This window comes from Peribacillus sp. QJM3NY_7, assembly GCF_056173225.1.
On sequence record NZ_CM149663.1, the window covers coordinates 2,548,878 to 2,567,854 of the forward strand.

Here is an 18,977-nt window from a genome sequence, read left to right on the forward strand (position 1 = left end):
ATTTACTGCGCTTTTTTTATTAGCAGGGATTAAATGGGGCAATTGGATTATCATCCGACCATCTTATTCTTTATTATTGGTGATCTTCTATATAGTCGTTTACTCTATAACCATGAACTGTGGGCTTATCAAGAAATATTTTAAGTGTTTTGGAACCATTAAGTCTGAAATTTTATTATTAACAAAATCCAAACCGTCCCAAAAGGGTGGCTTTTTATTATGTAATGAGAGGGATGGAAACATAAGAAAAACTAGACATCCACTTTAACCAAGTGATGTCTTATTCTTTTTTAGAATGTAATACATAGAAAAGGCACTTAACCTAATTGGTCGAGTGCTTTTTGTGTCTTTTTTAATACTTCTTTATTTTTATTAATGAAAACTTTATTTCTTAATATCATTTCTTTATTATTAAGCTCATTATTTAGTTCGGTAGTTTTGTTCAGTTTCTCCAGAAGTAAGACTATTGATGGCATTGCTAATAATTCATGGAAAGCTATGTTTGTTTTAATAGATAAGATTTTTAGCTCAGTAAGTTGACGAGGAGATAAAAAAGACTCAAATGGTTGCCTTTCATTTATTTCCATGATTGTAACCTCCATATGATGTGAATTATTAAATTGTGATTTAATTATAAAATAGATAAGTTCAATAAATGTATTAATCATGTAAAGATTTGATGAATTGTAGAAGGTTGGATGAAATTAGGGTAATATTCCTGTTAATATGGTAAATTATTGATGATGAATAGGGGAGATTATATAGATACAACTAAATACTCAGATAATTTTTCTGAAGATTCATTTTGGAAGCAGATTAAAAAATTCGGCAAAAAAGCAGGGGTTAAAGTTGTTTATGTAGCTTTACTATTGTTTTACACACTTCAAAAGCCAACTACTCCTGTTTGGGCAAAAACAGTAATTATTGGTGCATTGGGATATTTCATACTTCCGATTGATTTAATTCCTTACCATTTAAATTGGTTTCTGTTTTTTACTGCTCCATCACGATGATTTTTACCTGTATTACCTGCCATAGTACTCACCTCACTTTCTACTAATTTATAACATTAGTAGGAAATTATATGTAGGATAAAATATTCTTCGACTGTCGAAGTTAACAATTTCCAACAGGAAGTTAAACGCAAAAGAATTATTAGAGAAGGAAAATACTTAAACAAGACGATTTTATTCAAATAGACGAAGTAACAGCGTCAGCTATTGGTATCTCCACCGTCTTAAGCGTTCAAAAAGGCTTTAAAACTTGTATTTGGGGCTGTTGTTGGGATGACTGTTGCTACTTTTATAGTTCAAGACTTGTATAAATTAGGAGCTAATTCCGCTTGCCACAAATGGGGTAAAAAGATACCAAAAGTAATAAAGCACTAGGATACTGGTAAAATATCCGAAACTAAGGAGGAAACACATTGTTTGACATACCTGACTTTTCGAGAATTAAAATGCTGAAATTATCGTTACATTCTTTGCTTTTATGCATTTTATTAAGCTTAGTTTGTTTAATTATCAACGATGTTTTTTCAATTATCGTTGATAAAAGAATTAATTTAAATTTATTTTTCATTCCATTAATCATGGTTTTTTGGGTTTTGATAGCAATTAAAAAACCAACATACCAAAAATGATTTCTGGATAGGAGTCTGGGCACAATGCTCAGGCTTTTTTATTTGTCTAAATAAGGGAGTGTTAACCGTGAATCAATTCACGCATGACAAGATCCGTGGATACGCAGTCTTATTTGTATGGATGGTGTATTCAACAATGAAAACCAATAAAGAAAGGGAAGCAAATTATCAAGCTGTAATTGAAAAGAATCAGGACGTAATTGAAACACAAGCTCAAGCATACTCAACATTGGCTCAAGATGTAAATGAAATTAAACAAATTATTGTTCAGGAAAATAAGAATTAATAACCAAGGAGGAAATTAAAATGGATGAATTCGTTATTTCAAGTGGACATGCTAAAGTAGTACGTGGTGCAAGTGGGTATCTAGATGAGGTTAATGAAGGAAGGAAGGTAGTACCGAAGGTAGCTGAGTATCTAAAAGAATTAGATTCTAAAGTACATACATTTAATGATGATACGTCAAAAACACAACGGGACAATATCAATACAATCGTAAAATATCACAATAGCAAAAGTCGGGATTTAGATGTATCTGTACATTTTAATGCTGGTACAAAGGAAACCGGAGGTACAGAGGTTCTTTATTATGGAGAAGGGAATAAAGCATTGGCTACAAAGGTATCTAAAGCTATTTCTGAAGCACTTGGAATTAAGGATCGTGGTGCGAAGAAAAGAACGGATCTCGGATTTCTTAAGGGGACAGCTAAACCAGCTATTCTGATTGAGGTATGCTTTGTCGATACTAAAACAAATGCTGATGCTTACAAGAAGAACTTTGATGATTGTTGTAAAGCGATAGCTGAAACGTTATCAGGTAAAAAGTTAAAAGAACAAGCTAAACCAGTTGAAAAGAAAAGTGTTTTACATAAGGTACAAGTAGGTGCTTTCTCTGATGAGAAAAACGCTGAAAACCTAGCAGCAATATTGAAGAAAAAAGGATACTCAACTGTGATTGTTTATTATTAATATATCAATCTCCTTCTTTTTTTGCTTAAATAATTTTATTAGTTAATAGAGATTGTCTATACCATTTTTTAAAATATGCATAACGTAATAATAAGGTTTTTTATATAAACAAATTTAATAAGAATGGAGAATGATGATGGCCAATGGATGTAACCAAAATCCGATAGGGGCTTGTTCGGAAGCCGAAGGAATCAATACAACCGCTAATGGGACAGCCTCCCATGCCGAAGGAATGAATACAATTGCAAACGGGACTGCTTCTCATGCTGAAGGAAGTACTACAATTGCTGGGGGGGATGCTTCTCATACGGAAGGATACGAGACCGATGCAACAGCCGATGTGGCACATGCTGAGGGATCGTTTACAACAGCCGGTGGAGTAGCTTCTCATGCCGAGGGATATCAGACTAATGCCAGTGTAAATACCGCCCATGCGGAAGGAGATACTACAACAGCCAGTGGAGTGGCTTCTCATGCTGAAGGATTTCAAACGAATGCTACAGCCAATACCGCCCATGCGGAAGGATCCACTACGACAGCCAGCGGGGTAGCCTCTCATGCGGAAGGATTTCAAACCAATGCTATCGGGGATATGTCTCATACCGAAGGAGTATCTACCATAGCTACTGGGATGGCTTCTCACGCGGAAGGAGAAGGAAACACAGCTACTGGAAGAGCTTCCCATGCGGAAGGAGGGGCAGTAGATCCACTTGGAAATGCGGCTCCTAGCTTAGCGAGTGGACCTAGTTCTCATGCAGAAGGGGTAGGAACGACCGCCAGTGGGTTCGCCTCCCATGCGGAAGGAGTGGCTACTCAAGCAAATGGAAGTGCGTCCCATGCGGAAGGGTCTTCCACTAACGCTAATGGGGATAATTCTCATGCAGAAGGGACACTGACACTAGCAAGTGGCTTTGCTTCCCATTCCGAGGGCCAATCTACTAGAGCTATAGGGATCGATGCTCACGCAGAAGGATTTAATACTGAAGCTAGTGGAGTCGATTCCCATGCTGAGGGAAGCAATACGAGAGCCACGGCAAGTGGTTCCCATGCGGAGGGAAACAGTACGAGTGCAAATGGATCCCAAGCTCATGCGGAAGGCTTAAATACAAACGCTAACGGAACCGCTTCTCATGCTGAGGGAAACAGTACTCAAGCAAATGGAACGTTTTCGCATGCCGAAGGAAATGTAACAATCGCAAGTGGCATCAATTCCCATGCCGAAGGCTCGGGAACAAGGGCCATTGGGAATTCCTCCCATTCCGAAGGGCAACAATCAATTGCCAGTGGAGGTATTTCGCATGCTGAAGGAAATCTTACAATCGCTAGTGGCGACATCTCCCACGCAGAAGGGAGTAACACACAAGCACGAGCATCTATTTCCCATGCTGAGGGTCTAAATACGATTGTAGATGCAGCTCATTCAGGTTCTCATATTATGGGCTTAAATGGGACCACACGTTTTCCCTTTTCCTGGCATTTGGCAAACGGTCTTGGTGTTGGACCTACATTAAATTCTGCTGTTATCGAAGGGGCGACAGGAAATCTTTATCTCGACGGCGTTGTGTTGTCTCCTGCCGCAGCAGATTATGCGGAAATGTTTGAAACTGTTGACGGAAACCCGATTGACGTTGGCTATTTTGTAACCTTAGTAGGTAAAAAAATACGAAAAGCGAATGCTAATGATAATTATATTCTCGGGGTAGTGAGTGCAACTCCAGCCATGATTGCAGATGCCAGTGATTTGCGATGGCACAACCTCTTCGTCAAAGATGAATGGGGCAGGACACAATACCATGAGGTTGTTGTACCAGAAATAAAAGATAACGAAGGAAGAGTGCTTCAACCCGCGTTTACAAAGACCGAACCTATATTAAATCCTGAATAGGACTCTTCAAAAGAATATATCCCACGTTTGCAAAGACCTGAATGGATTCCTGTAGGTCTTTTGGGAAAACTTCTGATTCGGGATGATGGGACTGCCCAGGTAAATGGATACTGCAAACCAAATAACGAAGGAATTGCTACAGCTGCAGAACATGGTTACAGGGTGATGGAGCGTACGGGTCCAAATCAAGTACTGGTTTTGCTTAATACTGTACCAACAAGAAATGAGCTTGATACTATTGAAAAACTAGAAAAACCAGCAAAATTAAAAGTACAATCGATTGAGCACCTGAAAGAATTAGCCAAGTTGAAAGAACAAGGGTTTTTAACGGATGAAGAGTTTTTGATACAAAAACAAAAATTATTAAATTTATGAGATTTTTAGTCTGTACAAGCTATAACTTGCTAAAAGAGAATCCTCAATATCTTTCTCTAAACTACTAAAAGTGGAGTTAGTATAGTTTAATGGACACATTTTAGTTAAGTCCTTACAATGATTTTTGAGAGGATGTGTCCGTCTTGGAACGTAAAAATACAGGTAAAAAATATAATAATGAATTCAAGAAGACTATTGTAGATCTTTATCACTCGGGTAATTCGGTCAAAGATTTAAGCGGCGAATATGGCGTATCAGAAGTCACCATTTATAAATGGGTTAAAGAATTTACTCCAATCGGTTTAGGGGAAGAGTCCATGACTCCAAAGGAATTAGCCGCCATTCAGAAGGAAAACCTTCGGTTAAAGCAAGAAGTTGAAATCTTAAAAAAGGCTATGGCCATATTCGCGAAAAAGTAACCGAAACAGATCTTACCGAATTTATTGAGGAACACAAGAAACAATATCCCGTACAGAAGATGTGTGAAATACTAGAAATCCCAAGAAGCAGCCATTATCAGTCCCTTCAAATAGTCGTATCAAATCGTGAACAGGAAAACCAAGAACTCACGAAGGAAATTCATCTCATTTACCTGGAAAGCAAGGGACGATATGGGGCTCCAAAGATTCATGAAAGCTTATTAACCAAAGGGTTTTCCCTAAGTCTAAAGCGTGTTCAACGCTTAATGAGCAAGGCGAGAATTCGTTCTATTACTAAGAAAAAATACCGTCCCTATCCATCTAAAGAAAAGGTTATTCAATTGGATAATTTGCTAAAACGAGACTTCACTACTCAGACCATTAATGAGAAATGGGTAGCAGATATTACGTATATCCACACGTTAAAAGACGGATGGTGTTATTTAGCTTCGGTATTGGACCTTCATTCTAAGAAAATAGTAGGATATTCATTTTCTCGTTCAATGACGACAGAACTGGTCATAAAAGCTTTCAATAACGCACACCTATCACAAAAGCCCTCGGAGGGCTTAGTTCTTCATACCGATCTTGGCTCACAATATACAAGCAGTGAGTTTACTCAACATATCCAAAACCATCATATTAAGCAATCCTTTAGTCAGAAAGGTTGCCCGTACGATAATGCCTGTATTGAATCCTTTCATGCCCTATTAAAGAAGGAAGAAGTCAACCACGTACAATATCTAGACTATGAAACAGCTAAATTAGCGATGTTCCAATTTATTGAAGGTTGGTATAACCGAAAAAGAATTCACAGCAGCTTGGGTTATCAAACCCCTCAAGCCATTGAAGATCGAATTAGGAATACAGCTTAAGATTTAACTTTTTAGTGTCCAAAATATTGACTCAAATCCAAAGATCAATGAAATTTCTTCCTTACAATCGACACAACCGACACAACTTCAAAAGCCCTTCTCAAATCGAGAGGGGCTAAATTTGTTTTGTAAATGAAGAACATAAAGTAATTGAATGAATACACTATCATACTCCACATGAAAAATCATTCATCTATACCTTTTATACCCTTCTCTTAATTGAGAGGGTTTTTGTTGTGTAGGATGAATGCATTGGGTGAAATTGGATAACGGTACTACCCCATAAGTGGTACGACTACCATAGGAAAAAACCCTTACTAATTTTGAGTAGGGGCTTTTTTCATTTTCAATGAACCACCGGTTTGAATAACATTTTTAACAGGTTTAGGTTTTACTTCTAATATTGCTTCACCTGATCTACTTTCAATAAAGTCAGAAATGGAAGGGGATTGATAAATTTGATGCTGCCTGAATACGTTAAGTTACTTAATGATGTAAATAAGGATTATTACCGTCAAGTAAAGCCAATATTAGATGAGTACCAGTTAGAGGAGTTTGAGAACAAAATGCACACTGCCATGGAGTTTAGTTCAACTGTAAAGTTTACTGTTTGGGAAGATGGATTTGATTGGGAATATACAGGAATGATACATAGGTTAGATCCTTTGACAAAGATGATACATTTAGAGTTGGAAAATGAGAAGGGACATATTATTAGGGTGAAGTTTGGGGATATTGTTGGGGTAGAGGTAAGGGAGTGAAAAAATGACTAAAGCAAAACCAAAAAGAAAACTGTGGATTAAGAGTAGAACATTCCTAAATGAATTTACAGTAGATGAATACTTGAAAAAAGAAGTGAAGTTAATCTTAGCTAAATATACAAAATGAATAGAAATCACCAGTCTATACGATTGGTGATTTTTTATTTTCTATAATTTTACTCGTTACTATTTTCATAGATAATTTAGTGAATTGTGAATATAAGATATTTTGTTTGGAGATTATTATGTAGGACAGGAGAGTGATATTGATTGGATAAAAAGTCAAAGAAAATTAATCTTAATGATGTCGATATGACCGATGTAGAAGTTATTTCAGAGGATAATATCGATATTAATGAATATTTTAGAAGGAAGCTTTTCGAGTGTATAGCCAAAGAAGAAAGTAGGCTGTTTTTGTATAAGGAAAAAATAAATAGTTTAATTGAAAGGACTATTCTAATGTGAAAAAGAGTAAACCAAGAAAAGAACTGCGAGGAAATGGCTATTTTGTAAATGAACCTAACTACGAATTAATGGCTAAGGCGTTTACGGAACTATACTTTAGTTTTACTAAAGGTGGATCTGGAGATGTAGAATTCGACAAATTAGGCACGATAGCTTTATTTTCTGCATTGGCAAATGATGAAGAAGGGAAACAAAAGGAATTAGATAAAATGAGAGCTCACGTTAAAAGACTTTAGAATGAAAAAAAGAAATAGATAAAGTCTTGTCGTGGTCATCTAGTTTACCCTCTGCATGCAGAGTACCGATAAAAAGGGAAGCAAACAAAACATAGCCCCCAAATACACCATCCATGTAGTATTTGGGGGCTACTTGACGTTTACCTTTATAGCGAATTTACTTAAAATAAGGAACCTTTTTCAAAGCCACACAAACTGGAACGGCAACGATAATTCCTAATATATTTTGAACGAGATCTCCAGGTATCGAAGCTAAAGGTGCAATCCAATTACCGTATAGAATCCCTTCACCAATATAATAAACAGCTATCATAAATGGAATGGAAACGATTGTTGCTATTACATTGAAAGCAATGCTAGTACCGTTGCGACCCTTTGACCAAGCGATTTTACCAACTATATATCCTTGCAAACCACGCGCCACAATGGTGATAGGTGCCCACAATGCCCACCCTCCAACTATATCAAATAACCCCATTCCTATCGCACCAGCAAGAGCTGCTTTTTTAGGACCAAATAAAATAGATGCAATAAAAAGCATAGCTGTTCCTAGATGAACTAACCCTCCATTTGCGGCAATTGGCAGTTTAATATTCAAAAAGAATGTAGATACGAACACAAGTGCAATCAACATTGCGGTAATAATTAAATCCATAGTTTTTTGACTTGACCTTGAATAACTTTGTGTATTTTGCATATCTGTAAACCTTCCTAACTAGAATTTTCCTATGATTTTAGCAAAAGACTGGTGTCTTTAAAAGTGTCAATTTATTAAAAAACTATGAGGTCAGTTGATAAAAAATACAGATATTATACATATTGAAAAGAGAGAGGAGATGACTGTTTTTAGCTGATTTATGATAAGATAAATAAAGTTTAAAGTGGATAGGCCATATGGAGGTTATTATGAAAAAAGTTGCTGTACTACAGGATTTATCATCTTTTGGAAAATGTTCATTAACAGCTGCAATTCCGGTTCTTTCGGTCATGGGCGTGCAGGCATGCCCTTTACCAACGGCCATATTGACTGCGCAAACCGGATATCCAAGTTTTTTTTGTGAAGATTTTACATCCAAAATGAAAAACTTCATAGAAGAATGGAGCAAGCTTAATGTAACCTTTGATGGAATCTATACCGGCTTCGTTACTGGTGAAGAGCAAATTAATAATATTTTCCATTTTTTAGATAAATTTTATACAAAAGAAACCATTTTACTTGTTGATCCAGTAATGGGGGATATAGGAGAAGTCTATAAACTTTTTACCGATGAATTACTGGTACTTATGAGAGAACTGGTTAAGCGTGCAGATGTCATTACACCAAATGTTACAGAGTGCTGTTTATTAACCGGATTGTCTTATGAAAAGCTGCATAGCTATTCTAACGAAGAGGACTATATTAAAGCGATAGAAGAAGCAGGGAATATGTTGCAGCAAGAAACGGGAGCTCAGGTTATCATCACTGGAATGAATCCACCGTCAGCAGATACAGAGAAGCAGTATATCGGAAATATGTATTTGGACAGAAGTAGAACCTTTTATAGTGCAACGCAGTATAACGGTGAAAGCTATTCAGGTACTGGTGATTTATTTGCATCTGTGATTATGGGAAGCATGATGCGTGGAGAGAACCTAGAAAAATCCGTACAGCTCGCAGTGGCATTCCTGACAGAGGCTATCAATGATTCCTCCTTGGAGCAAATTCCTAAAGTAGAAGGAGTTAACTTCGAAAAATATTTACGAATGTTATTATGAATGCTTTAAAAAATGGAAAAAATAGAGTAACAAAAGCTCGGCTTTTTGACTAACCGAGCTTTTTGTATAAATCAAATAGTACTTATATTTTGCTGAATATTGTAAAAAATCACTTAAATAATAAGGAAACTTTCTATTTACCTCACAACAGCCAGTATTTATGTTCGTTAAAGTTTGAAAATATTTAACTTCCATAGACCTTTACAAAGATTAAGAAAAATTACTTGAAGAAAAAACAATATTATCTACAATCGAGGAATTAGAAGCTCTATTTCCTGATAAGGATAGATCAGAAATTATAAAGAAAATGCGTCAATTAGGTTGCTTAGAATTAAAAAACACAAAAATTCCATGGAGTGCAAAAACAAATAAAGAAGATAGACCACCTTGTAAAATTACTTATGCTAATTAGCCTAATATGGAATTAATGGCTAAAGCATTCACTCACCTATATTATGAACTATTAAAAAAGGTAAACTCGTGGAATATGACGGGCACGGACTACTTGAATCCCATTGAAATCGTTATTGACTGTTCCATCGGTCCAATTGTTTACGCTCAGTATATTGGTACCGTACATCCTTGGGATGCCGTACCCGAAGGGCTCCTTGTGGAGGGATGGACAGGAACAGAATGGATATGGCTGCATGAAGTGAAAGGGAATCAGTCGAATGACTATATTATATCGCCACCATATTCTGCAGTTGATTTTCTACATAAAATTCGTATATCATTCTACGGTTCTCCTAGAGCAGATAAAAAAGTAACGATTGGTCGAGTGGTTGCTATTTCAACAAAGACTTTAGGAAAAGCATACATTCCACAATTTACAGATACGTTGTCAATGGTTGATGTAAATGGAGTTGCCAGAACTATAAAACTTAATGCAGACGGAACATGGAGTAATTCCACTACAAATTCCCTTTCTATCTCACCAGCATTGCCCGGTGAAGCAACTATGGCTGGCGATCAAGATGATATTCTTCTATTGGCAGACAAGCGTTATTCAGTAATTTCAACAGGCGCAGTCAAAACAGCGGGAAATATTGCAGACATGTTCTCTTTAAAACGTGAATCATTCTGCCGATGGACAAATCCAACTACTGCAGCTCCGATTGTAATAGAGATAGATTTTGGTACAAAGCCTATTCAGTACATGGAAAGTTTAGGTCTGAATTTCGGATGGGGTGAAACACCGAAGAATATTAAAGTGGAACGTGTAATAACTTCCGGTGGAACATATACACAATTAGCGAACATCACGAATAATACATTAGGTTCAGTGAAGATTGGTTCAAGAGCAACTAATGTCTACAAGATACGGTTGACCATTTCTGTTCCCAATAATGTTAACGGACTCATTCGAATTAACAGGATATTCGCAACTGCTGCGACCTCACCGCCAGTTACTTTCGTTAATACAGAAACAGATAACCAACTTTATGGTGACTTGGAATTTGGAGATACACTGAAAGGTATGGTGATAAAGTCTCCTGACGGAAATAGATGGAAATCTTCAATAAGTAATACAGGAACAATCACTTGGACAAAACTTTAGGTTCATGAGCGGAAAGATTTAAGTGGGGCTTTTTCTTCTGCTCCTCCTTATAAAAATTGTGAGACCTTCCATTGATCAGGTATATCTTTTTCGCGTGAAGGTTTTTTACATAACTGGTTAAAAATCGAATTTTTATTTCCACCAAGATTGTTAACCACATATTTAGAGATAAAAATTCTGCAATCTTTTAAACTGTGACATGTTTGTAAATATTCAAGAGAAGAGTGGGGAGACTTAAAACTAACTTAATACGATCCATCAGGTTGAGGACCGTCCGTAACAAAATAGGATTCATGACTTTTAATTTTTTTATGACTTAATGCTAACAATCCCATATACACCCCTTCAAATAATATAATAAGCTAATTATAATATATTAATTAGGTTATTTTGGAAGATTTCTCAATATGTTTTTCATCTTATTCGGAAAACAGTTCAATTTCGAACAAGTAACCGTTCAATACATTAATTAATAAAATTTTTATTGACATTTTCATTGAGTAGTTGTTACAAATAAATTAAATAAACGAATGGAGGTGTCTAAATGAAGTTTTTATCCCCATGTATGAAATGCGTATTTGAGTTAAAAGAGCAAAATTATAACTTTAATGCAATTGAAATGAATGACTCAGGAGTCTATAAGGTCGAATGTGATCATGGACATGAGACCAATCTTTTTCTTCAAGATGAAAAGTTTGAAATACTTTTTGATCTTGGGGCATTAGCTCTGATTGATGGATATACCAGAGAAGCAGTTTCCAGTTTTGTAGCATCTTTAGAAAGATTCTATGAATTTTTTATTCAAGTATTATCAGATAAAAAGGGAATTGTTCATAACGAATTTGAATCTACTTGGAAACAAGTTAAAAATCAGTCGGAAAGACAATTGGGGGCCTTTTATTTTCTTTATTTAAATGAATTTAATGAAGCACCACCAGTAGTAACCCCGAAATGGATAGAGTTTAGAAACAAAGTTATACATAAAGGTTATATACCAAACTACTCCGAGACCTTTGAATACGGTAAATATTTGTATGAATTTATGAAACAAATTCTAATTCCATTAAGGGAAAGTTATCACGAAAGTATTATGAATATAGGATTTAACAGACAAAGAATAGCACGTGAGAAATATTATGCTCCAACTACTCCGTTTTCAGTAACTGCTATTTCAATGATGTTAAAAATGACGTATGCTGATGAATTGTTTAATAAAAAAACTTTTGAGGAATCTCTGGATGAATTAAAATATAAACCAGGACTATATACAAAGTAGGAACAAACTGTGCGGTAAAGCGAAACTGAATAAATCATATGAGGATACCAAAGAGAGTCCTCTTTTAATTTGTCTAGAAATAAATATAGTTTAAATAATGAAAAATTGTTATCCTTAATTAAAAATGAATTAAGGAGAAATTTATGAAAGCATTTAACGCACCTTCTTTTCTTGCAGGTCTAACTATAGGAGGATTAGTAACTTTATTGGACCTTTTTGAAAAACTTAAACCTTATGGAATAGACATGCCGAAATTAGTAAAAAAACACCCTTATATAACGGTGAGTGTAATAATAGTTATTTTCATTAGTTTAATTGCTAAATCGATTTTTAATGATAAAAAAAATAAAAAGGCAGAAAAACAATTAGCTGAAGATCGAGCAGAAAAAGAAAGAAAGCTTACAATTGAAAGGAATAATGAAGAAACTCGTATATACGAAGAACTCGCCCAATATTTTAATGAAAAATACCCAGACGATGTATTATGTTCAGATGGTGCGTTAGGTAAATTGTATAGTGAATTATTCTTGAAGAGTAGACCTGCATCACACGTAAGTAAGAAAATCATGATTGAATTAAATCGGAGAGAGTTGGCTCAATTAGAAATAGATAAATTAGGAAATTACTGGTTGAAAAAGAATAAAAAAAGAGGGCATTGATTATGCCGAAAAGTGTCGTCCTTATGGGCGGCTTTTTATTATGCAATGAAAGGGTTGATAAACATTGGAAACAGAAATATTTAATTTATTTTTAAAACAGGGTGGTTACGCAGTCTTATTCGTTTGGTTACTATGGACAACGATGAAAACTAATAAAGAACGTGAAGCAAATTATCAAGCAGTAATCGAAAAGAATCAGAATGTAATTGAAACACAAACTTAAGCATTCTCTACATTATCTCAAGACGTACATGAAATTAAACAAATTATTGTTCAAGATAATAAGAATTAATTACAAGGAGGAAATAAAATGGAGGAATTCGTTATTTCAAGTCGTCACGCTAAAACAGTACGGGGTGCAAGTGGATATCTAGATGAGGTTAATGAAGCAAGGAAGGTTGTACCGAAAGCTGCTGAATATCTAAAAGAACTGGATTGTAAAGTACATACATTTAATGATGATACATCAAAGACACAGCGGGATAATATAAATACAATCGTAAAATATCACAATGGCAAAAGTCGGGATTTAGATGTATCTGTACATTTTAATGCGGGTACAAAGGAAACAGGAGGTACTGAGGTGCTTTATTATGGAGACGGAAATAAAGCATTGGCTGCAAAGGTATCTAAAGCTATTTCTGAAGCACTTGGAATTAAGGATCGTGGTGGGAAGAAAAGAACGGATCTCGGATTTCTTAAGGGGACAGCTAAACCAGCTATTCTGATTGAGGTATGCTTTGTCGACACTAAAACAAATGCTGATGCTTACAAGAAGAACTTTGATAAATGTTGCAAAGCAATAGCTGAAACGTTATCAGGTAAAAAGTTGAAGGAAGCTACTAAACCAGTTGAAAAGAAAAGTGTTTTACATAAGGTACAAGTAGGTGCTTTCTCTGATGAGAAGAATGCAACTAAATTAGCTGCAGAATTGAAGAAAATAGGATATTCAGTAAATATCGTAAAAGGTTAAAATTATAGCCCTTCTTAAAATTGAGAGGGGCTGTTTTTATTTACAATAGAATTGTCATTTTATTAATCCTCAAACTCAAAATCATATTTAACATGTGGATTTTCTTGATACGTTACGCCATATACCTCCACTTGTTTATCACTGTTCCAATTTTTTATTTCTTTTATTGTTTTCGTAATATAATAGTGTAGAGTTTCTTTATCTATAATCTTAGAATTTATTGGCGTTCTTCCATCTACAGCCATAATTACAGCTTTCCCATCAATAGAGTAAACATCAACATAGACTTTGATCATTTACTATCCTCCTCCCATAAAAGAATTGTTTTAATTAAACTCTGGTCTTATATACCATTACATTGCATGAATTTATCTCTAACACATCGCCATTACCAAACCATACTACATAAAGGTTGTCATCCTCTTGTTCAATTTTTATTATCTTTTGACCGAAAGCTTGCTCGTTTAATGAAAATACACGATCCTTAACTCCACCATTTAACACATGAATACTTTTAATTTTCATTTCTATTCTCCTCATCCATTTCTATTTGTTTACTTTTTTATCCTTTTGATATTTTGGTATCTCATAACAAGATCAGCAGCAAAACCCCAATTAGATGGCAATCCTAATTCACATAATAAATTAATAACATACCATTTTCTATCTTTGTTCCTTGTTAGCCTCAAAAACTGTTCTGTATCCTTAATCTTATCCAAAAAGAAATCCTCAACTTCTCGGTATTCTTCTTTTCCGAATATAGGTTTATCCATCACATTACCCGGCATATTATTGTAGCCATTTAGGTATGAGTCATAAGCTCTTATCGCATTATCCTCTAACTCGTTTAAATCAAAATATGGAGTACTTAAAGGAATTAAATGAATACTAAACTCGTCACCTGAAATATAATCAATATAAATTTTAGGGTTTCCTTTATTCTTTACAAAGTGTTCATAAGCCCTGTCGAATACATTTTTGGATTGCCCGACATAATAAAGGTTATTATTAGTATTAAATATTATATAAATGCCCTCGAAGCAATCAATACCTCTGCTATCAAGCTCATCTTTATTTTTCAATTCTAATAGCTCTTCTGGAGTATACTTTATCGATTTATTTCTAAGATCATCTAACTCTTTTCTAACATTTTCTTTATTCGCTTCGCGTTCAACTTCAATCCTCTTTTTATAATGATACGATGGTGATATTCCAGAGGGATCGCGGGCATCTTCTTTTAACACTTCCCCTATCCATTTCAGTTCATCTTCTGTAAACATATAGTCACCCTTTGAGATTTTTTAATTACTTTCTACTGTTTTTCTTATTCCCTGAATTACCGCTAATCAAATTTTTAACCAGTATTGTCAAAGGTTCTCCTATCGCTTCCTTAAAATTAAATCCTAACGCTTGAAGTATATTAAATGTTTCTTTAGACAATAAAGGTTGCAGTAAATTTATAAGTTCCAATGTATTCATCTGACCTTCTTTTGAAGTAGAGTCTGTATTGGCACTATTTAAGAAAGCTTCTAAAATAGGTAATAATTCTTTAGAAATATAATCAATATCTTCACTTGAAATTTTCTTAGTTATCAATTCATCTTCTAATGCATTCGAAATTCTAATTAATTCACTTTTTTCATTAATTAATTCATTGATAATTTGTTCTAATTCTTGAATGGTTTTATCCTTATCTCTATTTGCTTTTGCTGCTCCAACTTTCTGAAAGACAACACTTGCCGTGTTGGCATTTACCAATGTTTTTAGTGCTCCTGTTATGGCTACTAATTCTATCAATTAAATCTCCCCTTTATAAAATTATATTTGTACAAATTTGCTTACAACTTTTCCTAAAGCTATAACCAACATACTCCTTAACTTTTCATTTAAACTAATTTTTTCCTCAAGATGTAGTTATAATAACCTACTATCTTTAAACAATTTAACAGTTATGGATTGTTTTGTGAATTATTTTATTTTTTTAGCTTTAATGATCCACCATTAGTTTGAATTACATTTTTAACAGGAAGAGGCTTAATTTGTAGTGTTGATTCACCTGACCTACTTTCAATAAAGTCAGAAATGGAAGGGGATTGATTAATTTCAAGCTTTGTACTTTTTACTGCATATCGAGTAGGGGTAATAATTAGGATAGATGGAAAAACCTTTTTATCAGGTTTTTGCCAAGGTTCATCTTTCCAATCGCCTGTGTCATAATAATTTTCATAAAGGTCAATTTTCTTTTGCATGACTTCTTTTGTATAAACATTACGTTGAACTTCAATAAATATGGGATTAAACCAAATAGCAAAGATGTCCGGTTCTATTGTTCCTTTATCACCATACTTAGGTTCAATCATAAGGTTTTTGGTCTCCCTATGCGCTTTCATTTCAATAACAGTATCTACAAGTTCAAGGAAGTGGGGGATCTTAGTTGAGTCTGGTTTAATATTACAGTTAACGGTGAAGTAAACGTATGGAGAGTGAAAAGTACTGCATTTGATAAAGTTATCCCTTGTTAAACGCTTTAAAACACTATTACATGAATTTATAGGATTCTTAAGGTGCTTAAAGTGTAATTCAACTATCTGGTTCCTTGACATCATTCTGAATTGTCTCAAGTCATTAATTATGGCTTTATCCCTTTGATTCATTATCGAACACCTCATCTAATGAAAATTCATTTACCTTTCGATCTGCGACATCTTCAGGCTCTTGTTTTTCTTGTTTCAGTTTTAATGGATCAAGTAACCCTTTAGCTTTCTTCTTATCCATATAAGGTACTTGAATCACTCTTTCTTTACCTTGAGTTGAAAGTATCATCCTACCTACAGTATCTAAGTCAACTGATTGCTTTAATCCACTTATTTTTGCATTTGTTTCATCTGACTGTTTACCTGATATTCTAAAGGTGAGGTTATTCTTTAATTGTCCACCTAATGATTTCGCATCACCACGTTGCATTGACAACATCAGATAAACACCATTAGAACGACCTATACAGGATATACTTTCAATTATCTTCATTATTTTTGGTTTATCTTTAAGCAATATAACTTCATCAATACAAACCACAATTGTAGGTAGCTTCACTTCTAATTCATAAATACTTTCAACGTCCATCCCATCAAGTAATTTACTTCTTCGAACCATTTCTTTTTCAATTATTTGAAGAGGAGGGAGGAGTGACTTAGCATCCATATAAACACCCATTACATGAGGAAGTCGTTTGTATATGCCGAATTCTGAAAACTTTAAATCACCAAGTAAGAATTGTATTTCATCTGGTGACTTATGCAGAATCAATGAGGTCAATATTCCCCTAATTAATGAGCTCTTACCACTTCCAGTAGTTCCTGTGAGCAACATATGATGTTCTTCTGCCATATCCTTTACATTCATCTTACCTGACCTATCTACACCGCACATAATAGGGATTATTTTACCCTTCAAATGAGATTGAATTTTTTTAAACTCGAATGGAATATCTTTTTCAATTCCCTTTGAATAACACCACAAGTTAAACTTCTTTACCTTACCATCTATTTCAATGTTATTTCCAAAGCACTGTTTGAATACCCATTCCTGTTTCAAAACTAAATCAGGATTAGCACCATCGGGTAAAGTAAATGTAAATCGGACAGCATCATTTTCCTCATCAATATGGACTTCGTGAATCTTAGGATAGCGTGTATACGTCTTTGATTGCGTTGTTGTTTGTTTGTGAATTCCACCAAGCTTAAATGCCCTCATTAATGAACCACGCAGCTTCATTTTTGCTCTCCATAGCTTCATCATAGGAACGCACCACTATCAGCGAGCACTAATTTCCATATAAATCCGAATGCTATACAAGGTATAGCAATATTAACTCCTGTGTGTAGGGCTTCAGCTACATCATAATTTCCTTGATGTTCAAAAAACTTTTCCAATAAGGCAATGGATACAAGGCCATCTAATAAGATAAGTGGACTTACCGAATATAGGTTAATATTCGGACTAGTTTTCCTATTTACCTTCTTTTTATCCTTGAAAACTTCTGTCCATAAATGAATGCAACTCTATAGTATGCTTTCTTCTCATAAAAATAATTCCTCCTTTAAATACTCAGTCTATTACGAATTAAATAAATCCCCCGCGTGCTCCCCCTTAATCCTTCACTACGTTCACTCTTAACAAATTCCATCAATGCAGTGATACCAACGGATTAAACTTGTATTTCATTGATAATGGTAATTAGTAAAAACAAAGTATCTGAACAGTCGGTAATTAGTTGATTTTTTTCAGATAATCAGTAGGTAATTTATTAAAGAAATCGTATCGACTTTGGTAAATGATATGTAGAAAGTTCGTAGATGTTGCTTGTACCTACGAGAAAGGGGAAATTTATTTACAATGGTAGAATATGTGGTGTTTTTTGGACTTGTCATATCAGGGTTTGTCTTTCTGTGCTTGGACATACGAAGAAGCAGAGGAGTGAAGGTGGATCAATACATTCCCCCATACTTCGTGGAATTAGATAAATGTCAAAGTCCTATTGAGAAGAGGGTATTGAAAGCGTTATGGATAAGGGATTATAAAGCAACTGCACAGTATCTAATAAGAAGATATAGAATTGATGTGGCACTTCCAGAATATCGACTAGCCATTGAATGTGATGGTAAAGATTTTCATTCAAGTAAAAAAGCGGAGACTCATGACAGGAAGAGAGATGCATACTTAAGATCAATTGGATGGAAAACGCTGCGGTTCAGTGGAAGTACCATCAATGGGAATATGAGCAAGGTAATTACTCGAATTGAATCTGAAATACATAAGAAACACTCTGATTAAGAAGTGTTTGTTACATTTTTTGTCACAAATAAAAAATAATTGCTAATCTATTCACAATACTGTCATGAGGACTTTTTACCTATATAATGAATATATAGGCTATGAGGGAGGATGATTTTGTGGAATTGAAAGAATTGAGTTTTGAGCGAACCGGTTACATAAAGTCTAAGTTACAGTTATAGTTATTTGATGATCATGTATTCTTAATGGCTGAGGATTGTACGCCTGTGAAGTTGTGCCGTGAAAAATATAGTGAAGAAGATGCAATCCAATATGCAATAAAGGAATTTGAAAAA

General features: G+C 34.7%; 22 protein-coding genes and 2 pseudogenes. 16 read left to right on the forward strand and 8 right to left on the reverse strand.

The features are described from left to right. Positions 1–317: 317 nt before the first annotated feature. The gene (locus AC0VX1_RS12155; protein WP_475471427.1) at positions 318–587 is read right to left on the reverse strand and encodes a hypothetical protein; all 270 of its coding nucleotides are present in this window, start codon (positions 585–587) and stop codon (positions 318–320) included. Positions 588–743: 156 nt separating this feature from the next. Here AC0VX1_RS12155 and AC0VX1_RS12160 point away from each other — a divergent pair. The 9 genes and pseudogenes from AC0VX1_RS12160 to AC0VX1_RS12200 form a co-directional block, all read left to right on the forward strand. Then, positions 744–968, forward strand: a pseudogene (locus tag AC0VX1_RS12160) (YkvA family protein); the annotation flags it as partial. Positions 969–1,709: 741 nt separating this feature from the next. After that, a complete protein-coding gene (locus AC0VX1_RS12165; protein ID WP_413021121.1) occupies positions 1,710–1,928 on the forward strand; it encodes a BhlA/UviB family holin-like peptide in 219 nt (72 codons plus the stop codon). A gap of 20 nt (positions 1,929–1,948) precedes the next feature. Continuing rightward, the gene (locus AC0VX1_RS12170; RefSeq protein WP_413021122.1) at positions 1,949–2,611 is read left to right on the forward strand and encodes an N-acetylmuramoyl-L-alanine amidase; all 663 of its coding nucleotides are present in this window, start codon (positions 1,949–1,951) and stop codon (positions 2,609–2,611) included. Positions 2,612–3,242: 631 nt separating this feature from the next. Further along, a pseudogene (locus AC0VX1_RS12175) lies at positions 3,243–4,871 on the forward strand (peptidase G2 autoproteolytic cleavage domain-containing protein). A 143-nt stretch (positions 4,872–5,014) separates the two neighbouring features. Then, positions 5,015–6,165 (forward strand): IS3 family transposase gene (locus AC0VX1_RS12180; RefSeq protein WP_475471430.1). Its coding sequence is split into 2 segments (ribosomal slippage): positions 5,015–5,264 and positions 5,264–6,165, totalling 1,152 coding nucleotides; the frame shifts between segments, so codons are not numbered across the junction. Positions 6,166–6,626: 461 nt separating this feature from the next. After that, positions 6,627–6,926: a YolD-like family protein gene (locus AC0VX1_RS12185; RefSeq protein ID WP_413021230.1), complete on the forward strand. Its 300-nt coding sequence runs from the start codon at positions 6,627–6,629 to the stop codon at positions 6,924–6,926. 4 nt (positions 6,927–6,930) lie between these two features. Next, entirely contained in the window at positions 6,931–7,053 is a 123-nt protein-coding gene (locus tag AC0VX1_RS12190; protein ID WP_260089139.1) for a hypothetical protein, read from the forward strand. A 143-nt stretch (positions 7,054–7,196) separates the two neighbouring features. Continuing rightward, positions 7,197–7,391, forward strand: coding sequence for a hypothetical protein (locus tag AC0VX1_RS12195; RefSeq protein WP_413021124.1), 195 nt, complete (start codon positions 7,197–7,199; stop codon positions 7,389–7,391). Beyond that, positions 7,388–7,627, forward strand: coding sequence for a hypothetical protein (locus AC0VX1_RS12200; RefSeq protein ID WP_475471432.1), 240 nt, complete (start codon positions 7,388–7,390; stop codon positions 7,625–7,627). The genes AC0VX1_RS12195 and AC0VX1_RS12200 overlap by 4 nt, the downstream gene beginning before the upstream one ends. A 157-nt stretch (positions 7,628–7,784) precedes the next feature. On the opposite strand, the gene AC0VX1_RS12205 is transcribed toward AC0VX1_RS12200, so the two are convergent. After that, the gene (locus AC0VX1_RS12205; protein WP_057277721.1) at positions 7,785–8,324 is read right to left on the reverse strand and encodes an ECF transporter S component; all 540 of its coding nucleotides are present in this window, start codon (positions 8,322–8,324) and stop codon (positions 7,785–7,787) included. 209 nt (positions 8,325–8,533) lie between these two features. On the opposite strand from AC0VX1_RS12205, the gene AC0VX1_RS12210 reads away from it, so the two are divergent. The 6 genes from AC0VX1_RS12210 to AC0VX1_RS12235 all read left to right on the forward strand — a co-directional run bounded on the left by AC0VX1_RS12210 (position 8,534) and on the right by AC0VX1_RS12235 (position 13,848). Beyond that, positions 8,534–9,382: a pyridoxamine kinase gene (locus AC0VX1_RS12210; protein WP_475471435.1), complete on the forward strand. Its 849-nt coding sequence runs from the start codon at positions 8,534–8,536 to the stop codon at positions 9,380–9,382. 505 nt (positions 9,383–9,887) lie between these two features. Beyond that, positions 9,888–10,940 (forward strand): hypothetical protein, encoded by a 1,053-nt coding sequence (locus AC0VX1_RS12215; RefSeq protein WP_475471436.1) that lies wholly within the window; start codon positions 9,888–9,890, stop codon positions 10,938–10,940. 544 nt (positions 10,941–11,484) lie between these two features. Continuing rightward, on the forward strand, positions 11,485–12,216 hold the full coding sequence (locus tag AC0VX1_RS12220; RefSeq protein WP_475471438.1) for a hypothetical protein: 732 nt from the start codon (positions 11,485–11,487) through the stop codon (positions 12,214–12,216). 143 nt (positions 12,217–12,359) lie between these two features. Further along, positions 12,360–12,875 (forward strand): hypothetical protein, encoded by a 516-nt coding sequence (locus tag AC0VX1_RS12225; RefSeq protein WP_475471440.1) that lies wholly within the window; start codon positions 12,360–12,362, stop codon positions 12,873–12,875. 64 nt (positions 12,876–12,939) lie between these two features. Next, on the forward strand, positions 12,940–13,098 hold the full coding sequence (locus AC0VX1_RS12230; protein ID WP_475471442.1) for a BhlA/UviB family holin-like peptide: 159 nt from the start codon (positions 12,940–12,942) through the stop codon (positions 13,096–13,098). An 87-nt stretch (positions 13,099–13,185) separates the two neighbouring features. Beyond that, positions 13,186–13,848 carry an N-acetylmuramoyl-L-alanine amidase gene (locus AC0VX1_RS12235; RefSeq protein WP_475471444.1) on the forward strand — a complete coding sequence of 221 codons (663 nt, stop codon included), beginning with the start codon at positions 13,186–13,188 and terminating at the stop codon, positions 13,846–13,848. A 62-nt stretch (positions 13,849–13,910) separates the two neighbouring features. Here AC0VX1_RS12235 and AC0VX1_RS12240 read toward each other — a convergent pair whose 3' ends face one another. From AC0VX1_RS12240 to AC0VX1_RS12265, 6 genes are all read right to left on the reverse strand, one after another. Then, the gene (locus tag AC0VX1_RS12240; RefSeq protein WP_475471446.1) at positions 13,911–14,144 is read right to left on the reverse strand and encodes a hypothetical protein; all 234 of its coding nucleotides are present in this window, start codon (positions 14,142–14,144) and stop codon (positions 13,911–13,913) included. Positions 14,145–14,178: 34 nt separating this feature from the next. Further along, positions 14,179–14,373, reverse strand: a complete 195-nt coding sequence (locus AC0VX1_RS12245; RefSeq protein ID WP_475471448.1) for a hypothetical protein — start codon at positions 14,371–14,373, stop codon at positions 14,179–14,181. 29 nt (positions 14,374–14,402) lie between these two features. Further along, entirely contained in the window at positions 14,403–15,128 is a 726-nt protein-coding gene (locus AC0VX1_RS12250; RefSeq protein ID WP_475471450.1) for a GIY-YIG nuclease family protein, read from the reverse strand. 25 nt (positions 15,129–15,153) lie between these two features. Further along, the gene (locus tag AC0VX1_RS12255) at positions 15,154–15,645 is read right to left on the reverse strand and encodes a hypothetical protein (RefSeq protein ID WP_268936945.1); all 492 of its coding nucleotides are present in this window, start codon (positions 15,643–15,645) and stop codon (positions 15,154–15,156) included. Between the two features lie 176 nt (positions 15,646–15,821). Further along, positions 15,822–16,208, reverse strand: a complete 387-nt coding sequence (locus AC0VX1_RS12260; protein ID WP_475471453.1) for a hypothetical protein — start codon at positions 16,206–16,208, stop codon at positions 15,822–15,824. Between the two features lie 277 nt (positions 16,209–16,485). Next, complete coding sequence (locus tag AC0VX1_RS12265; RefSeq protein ID WP_475471455.1) at positions 16,486–17,622, reverse strand: FtsK/SpoIIIE domain-containing protein; 1,137 nt, start codon at positions 17,620–17,622, stop codon at positions 16,486–16,488. A 621-nt stretch (positions 17,623–18,243) separates the two neighbouring features. Here AC0VX1_RS12265 and AC0VX1_RS12270 point away from each other — a divergent pair. Further along, positions 18,244–18,681, forward strand: coding sequence for an endonuclease domain-containing protein (locus AC0VX1_RS12270; protein WP_475471457.1), 438 nt, complete (start codon positions 18,244–18,246; stop codon positions 18,679–18,681). Positions 18,682–18,977: the final 296 nt, after the last annotated feature.

Coding starts and splice junctions, on each gene's coding strand:
- AC0VX1_RS12210 (WP_475471435.1), top strand. CDS start 8,534: ATGAAAAAAGTTGCTGTACTACAGGATTTATCATCTTTTGGAAAATGT.
- AC0VX1_RS12270 (WP_475471457.1), top strand. CDS start 18,244: ATGGTAGAATATGTGGTGTTTTTTGGACTTGTCATATCAGGGTTTGTC.
- AC0VX1_RS12220 (WP_475471438.1), top strand. CDS start 11,485: ATGAAGTTTTTATCCCCATGTATGAAATGCGTATTTGAGTTAAAAGAG.
- AC0VX1_RS12260 (WP_475471453.1), bottom strand. CDS start 16,208: ATGATTGAACCTAAGTATGGTGATAAAGGAACAATAGAACCGGACATC.
- AC0VX1_RS12240 (WP_475471446.1), bottom strand. CDS start 14,144: ATGATCAAAGTCTATGTTGATGTTTACTCTATTGATGGGAAAGCTGTA.
- AC0VX1_RS12250 (WP_475471450.1), bottom strand. CDS start 15,128: ATGTTTACAGAAGATGAACTGAAATGGATAGGGGAAGTGTTAAAAGAA.
- AC0VX1_RS12170 (WP_413021122.1), top strand. CDS start 1,949: ATGGATGAATTCGTTATTTCAAGTGGACATGCTAAAGTAGTACGTGGT.
- AC0VX1_RS12235 (WP_475471444.1), top strand. CDS start 13,186: ATGGAGGAATTCGTTATTTCAAGTCGTCACGCTAAAACAGTACGGGGT.
- AC0VX1_RS12185 (WP_413021230.1), top strand. CDS start 6,627: ATGCTGCCTGAATACGTTAAGTTACTTAATGATGTAAATAAGGATTAT.
- AC0VX1_RS12225 (WP_475471440.1), top strand. CDS start 12,360: ATGAAAGCATTTAACGCACCTTCTTTTCTTGCAGGTCTAACTATAGGA.
- AC0VX1_RS12245 (WP_475471448.1), bottom strand. CDS start 14,373: ATGAAAATTAAAAGTATTCATGTGTTAAATGGTGGAGTTAAGGATCGT.
- AC0VX1_RS12155 (WP_475471427.1), bottom strand. CDS start 587: ATGGAAATAAATGAAAGGCAACCATTTGAGTCTTTTTTATCTCCTCGT.
- AC0VX1_RS12190 (WP_260089139.1), top strand. CDS start 6,931: ATGACTAAAGCAAAACCAAAAAGAAAACTGTGGATTAAGAGTAGAACA.
- AC0VX1_RS12265 (WP_475471455.1), bottom strand. CDS start 17,622: ATGAAGCTGCGTGGTTCATTAATGAGGGCATTTAAGCTTGGTGGAATT.
- AC0VX1_RS12205 (WP_057277721.1), bottom strand. CDS start 8,324: ATGCAAAATACACAAAGTTATTCAAGGTCAAGTCAAAAAACTATGGAT.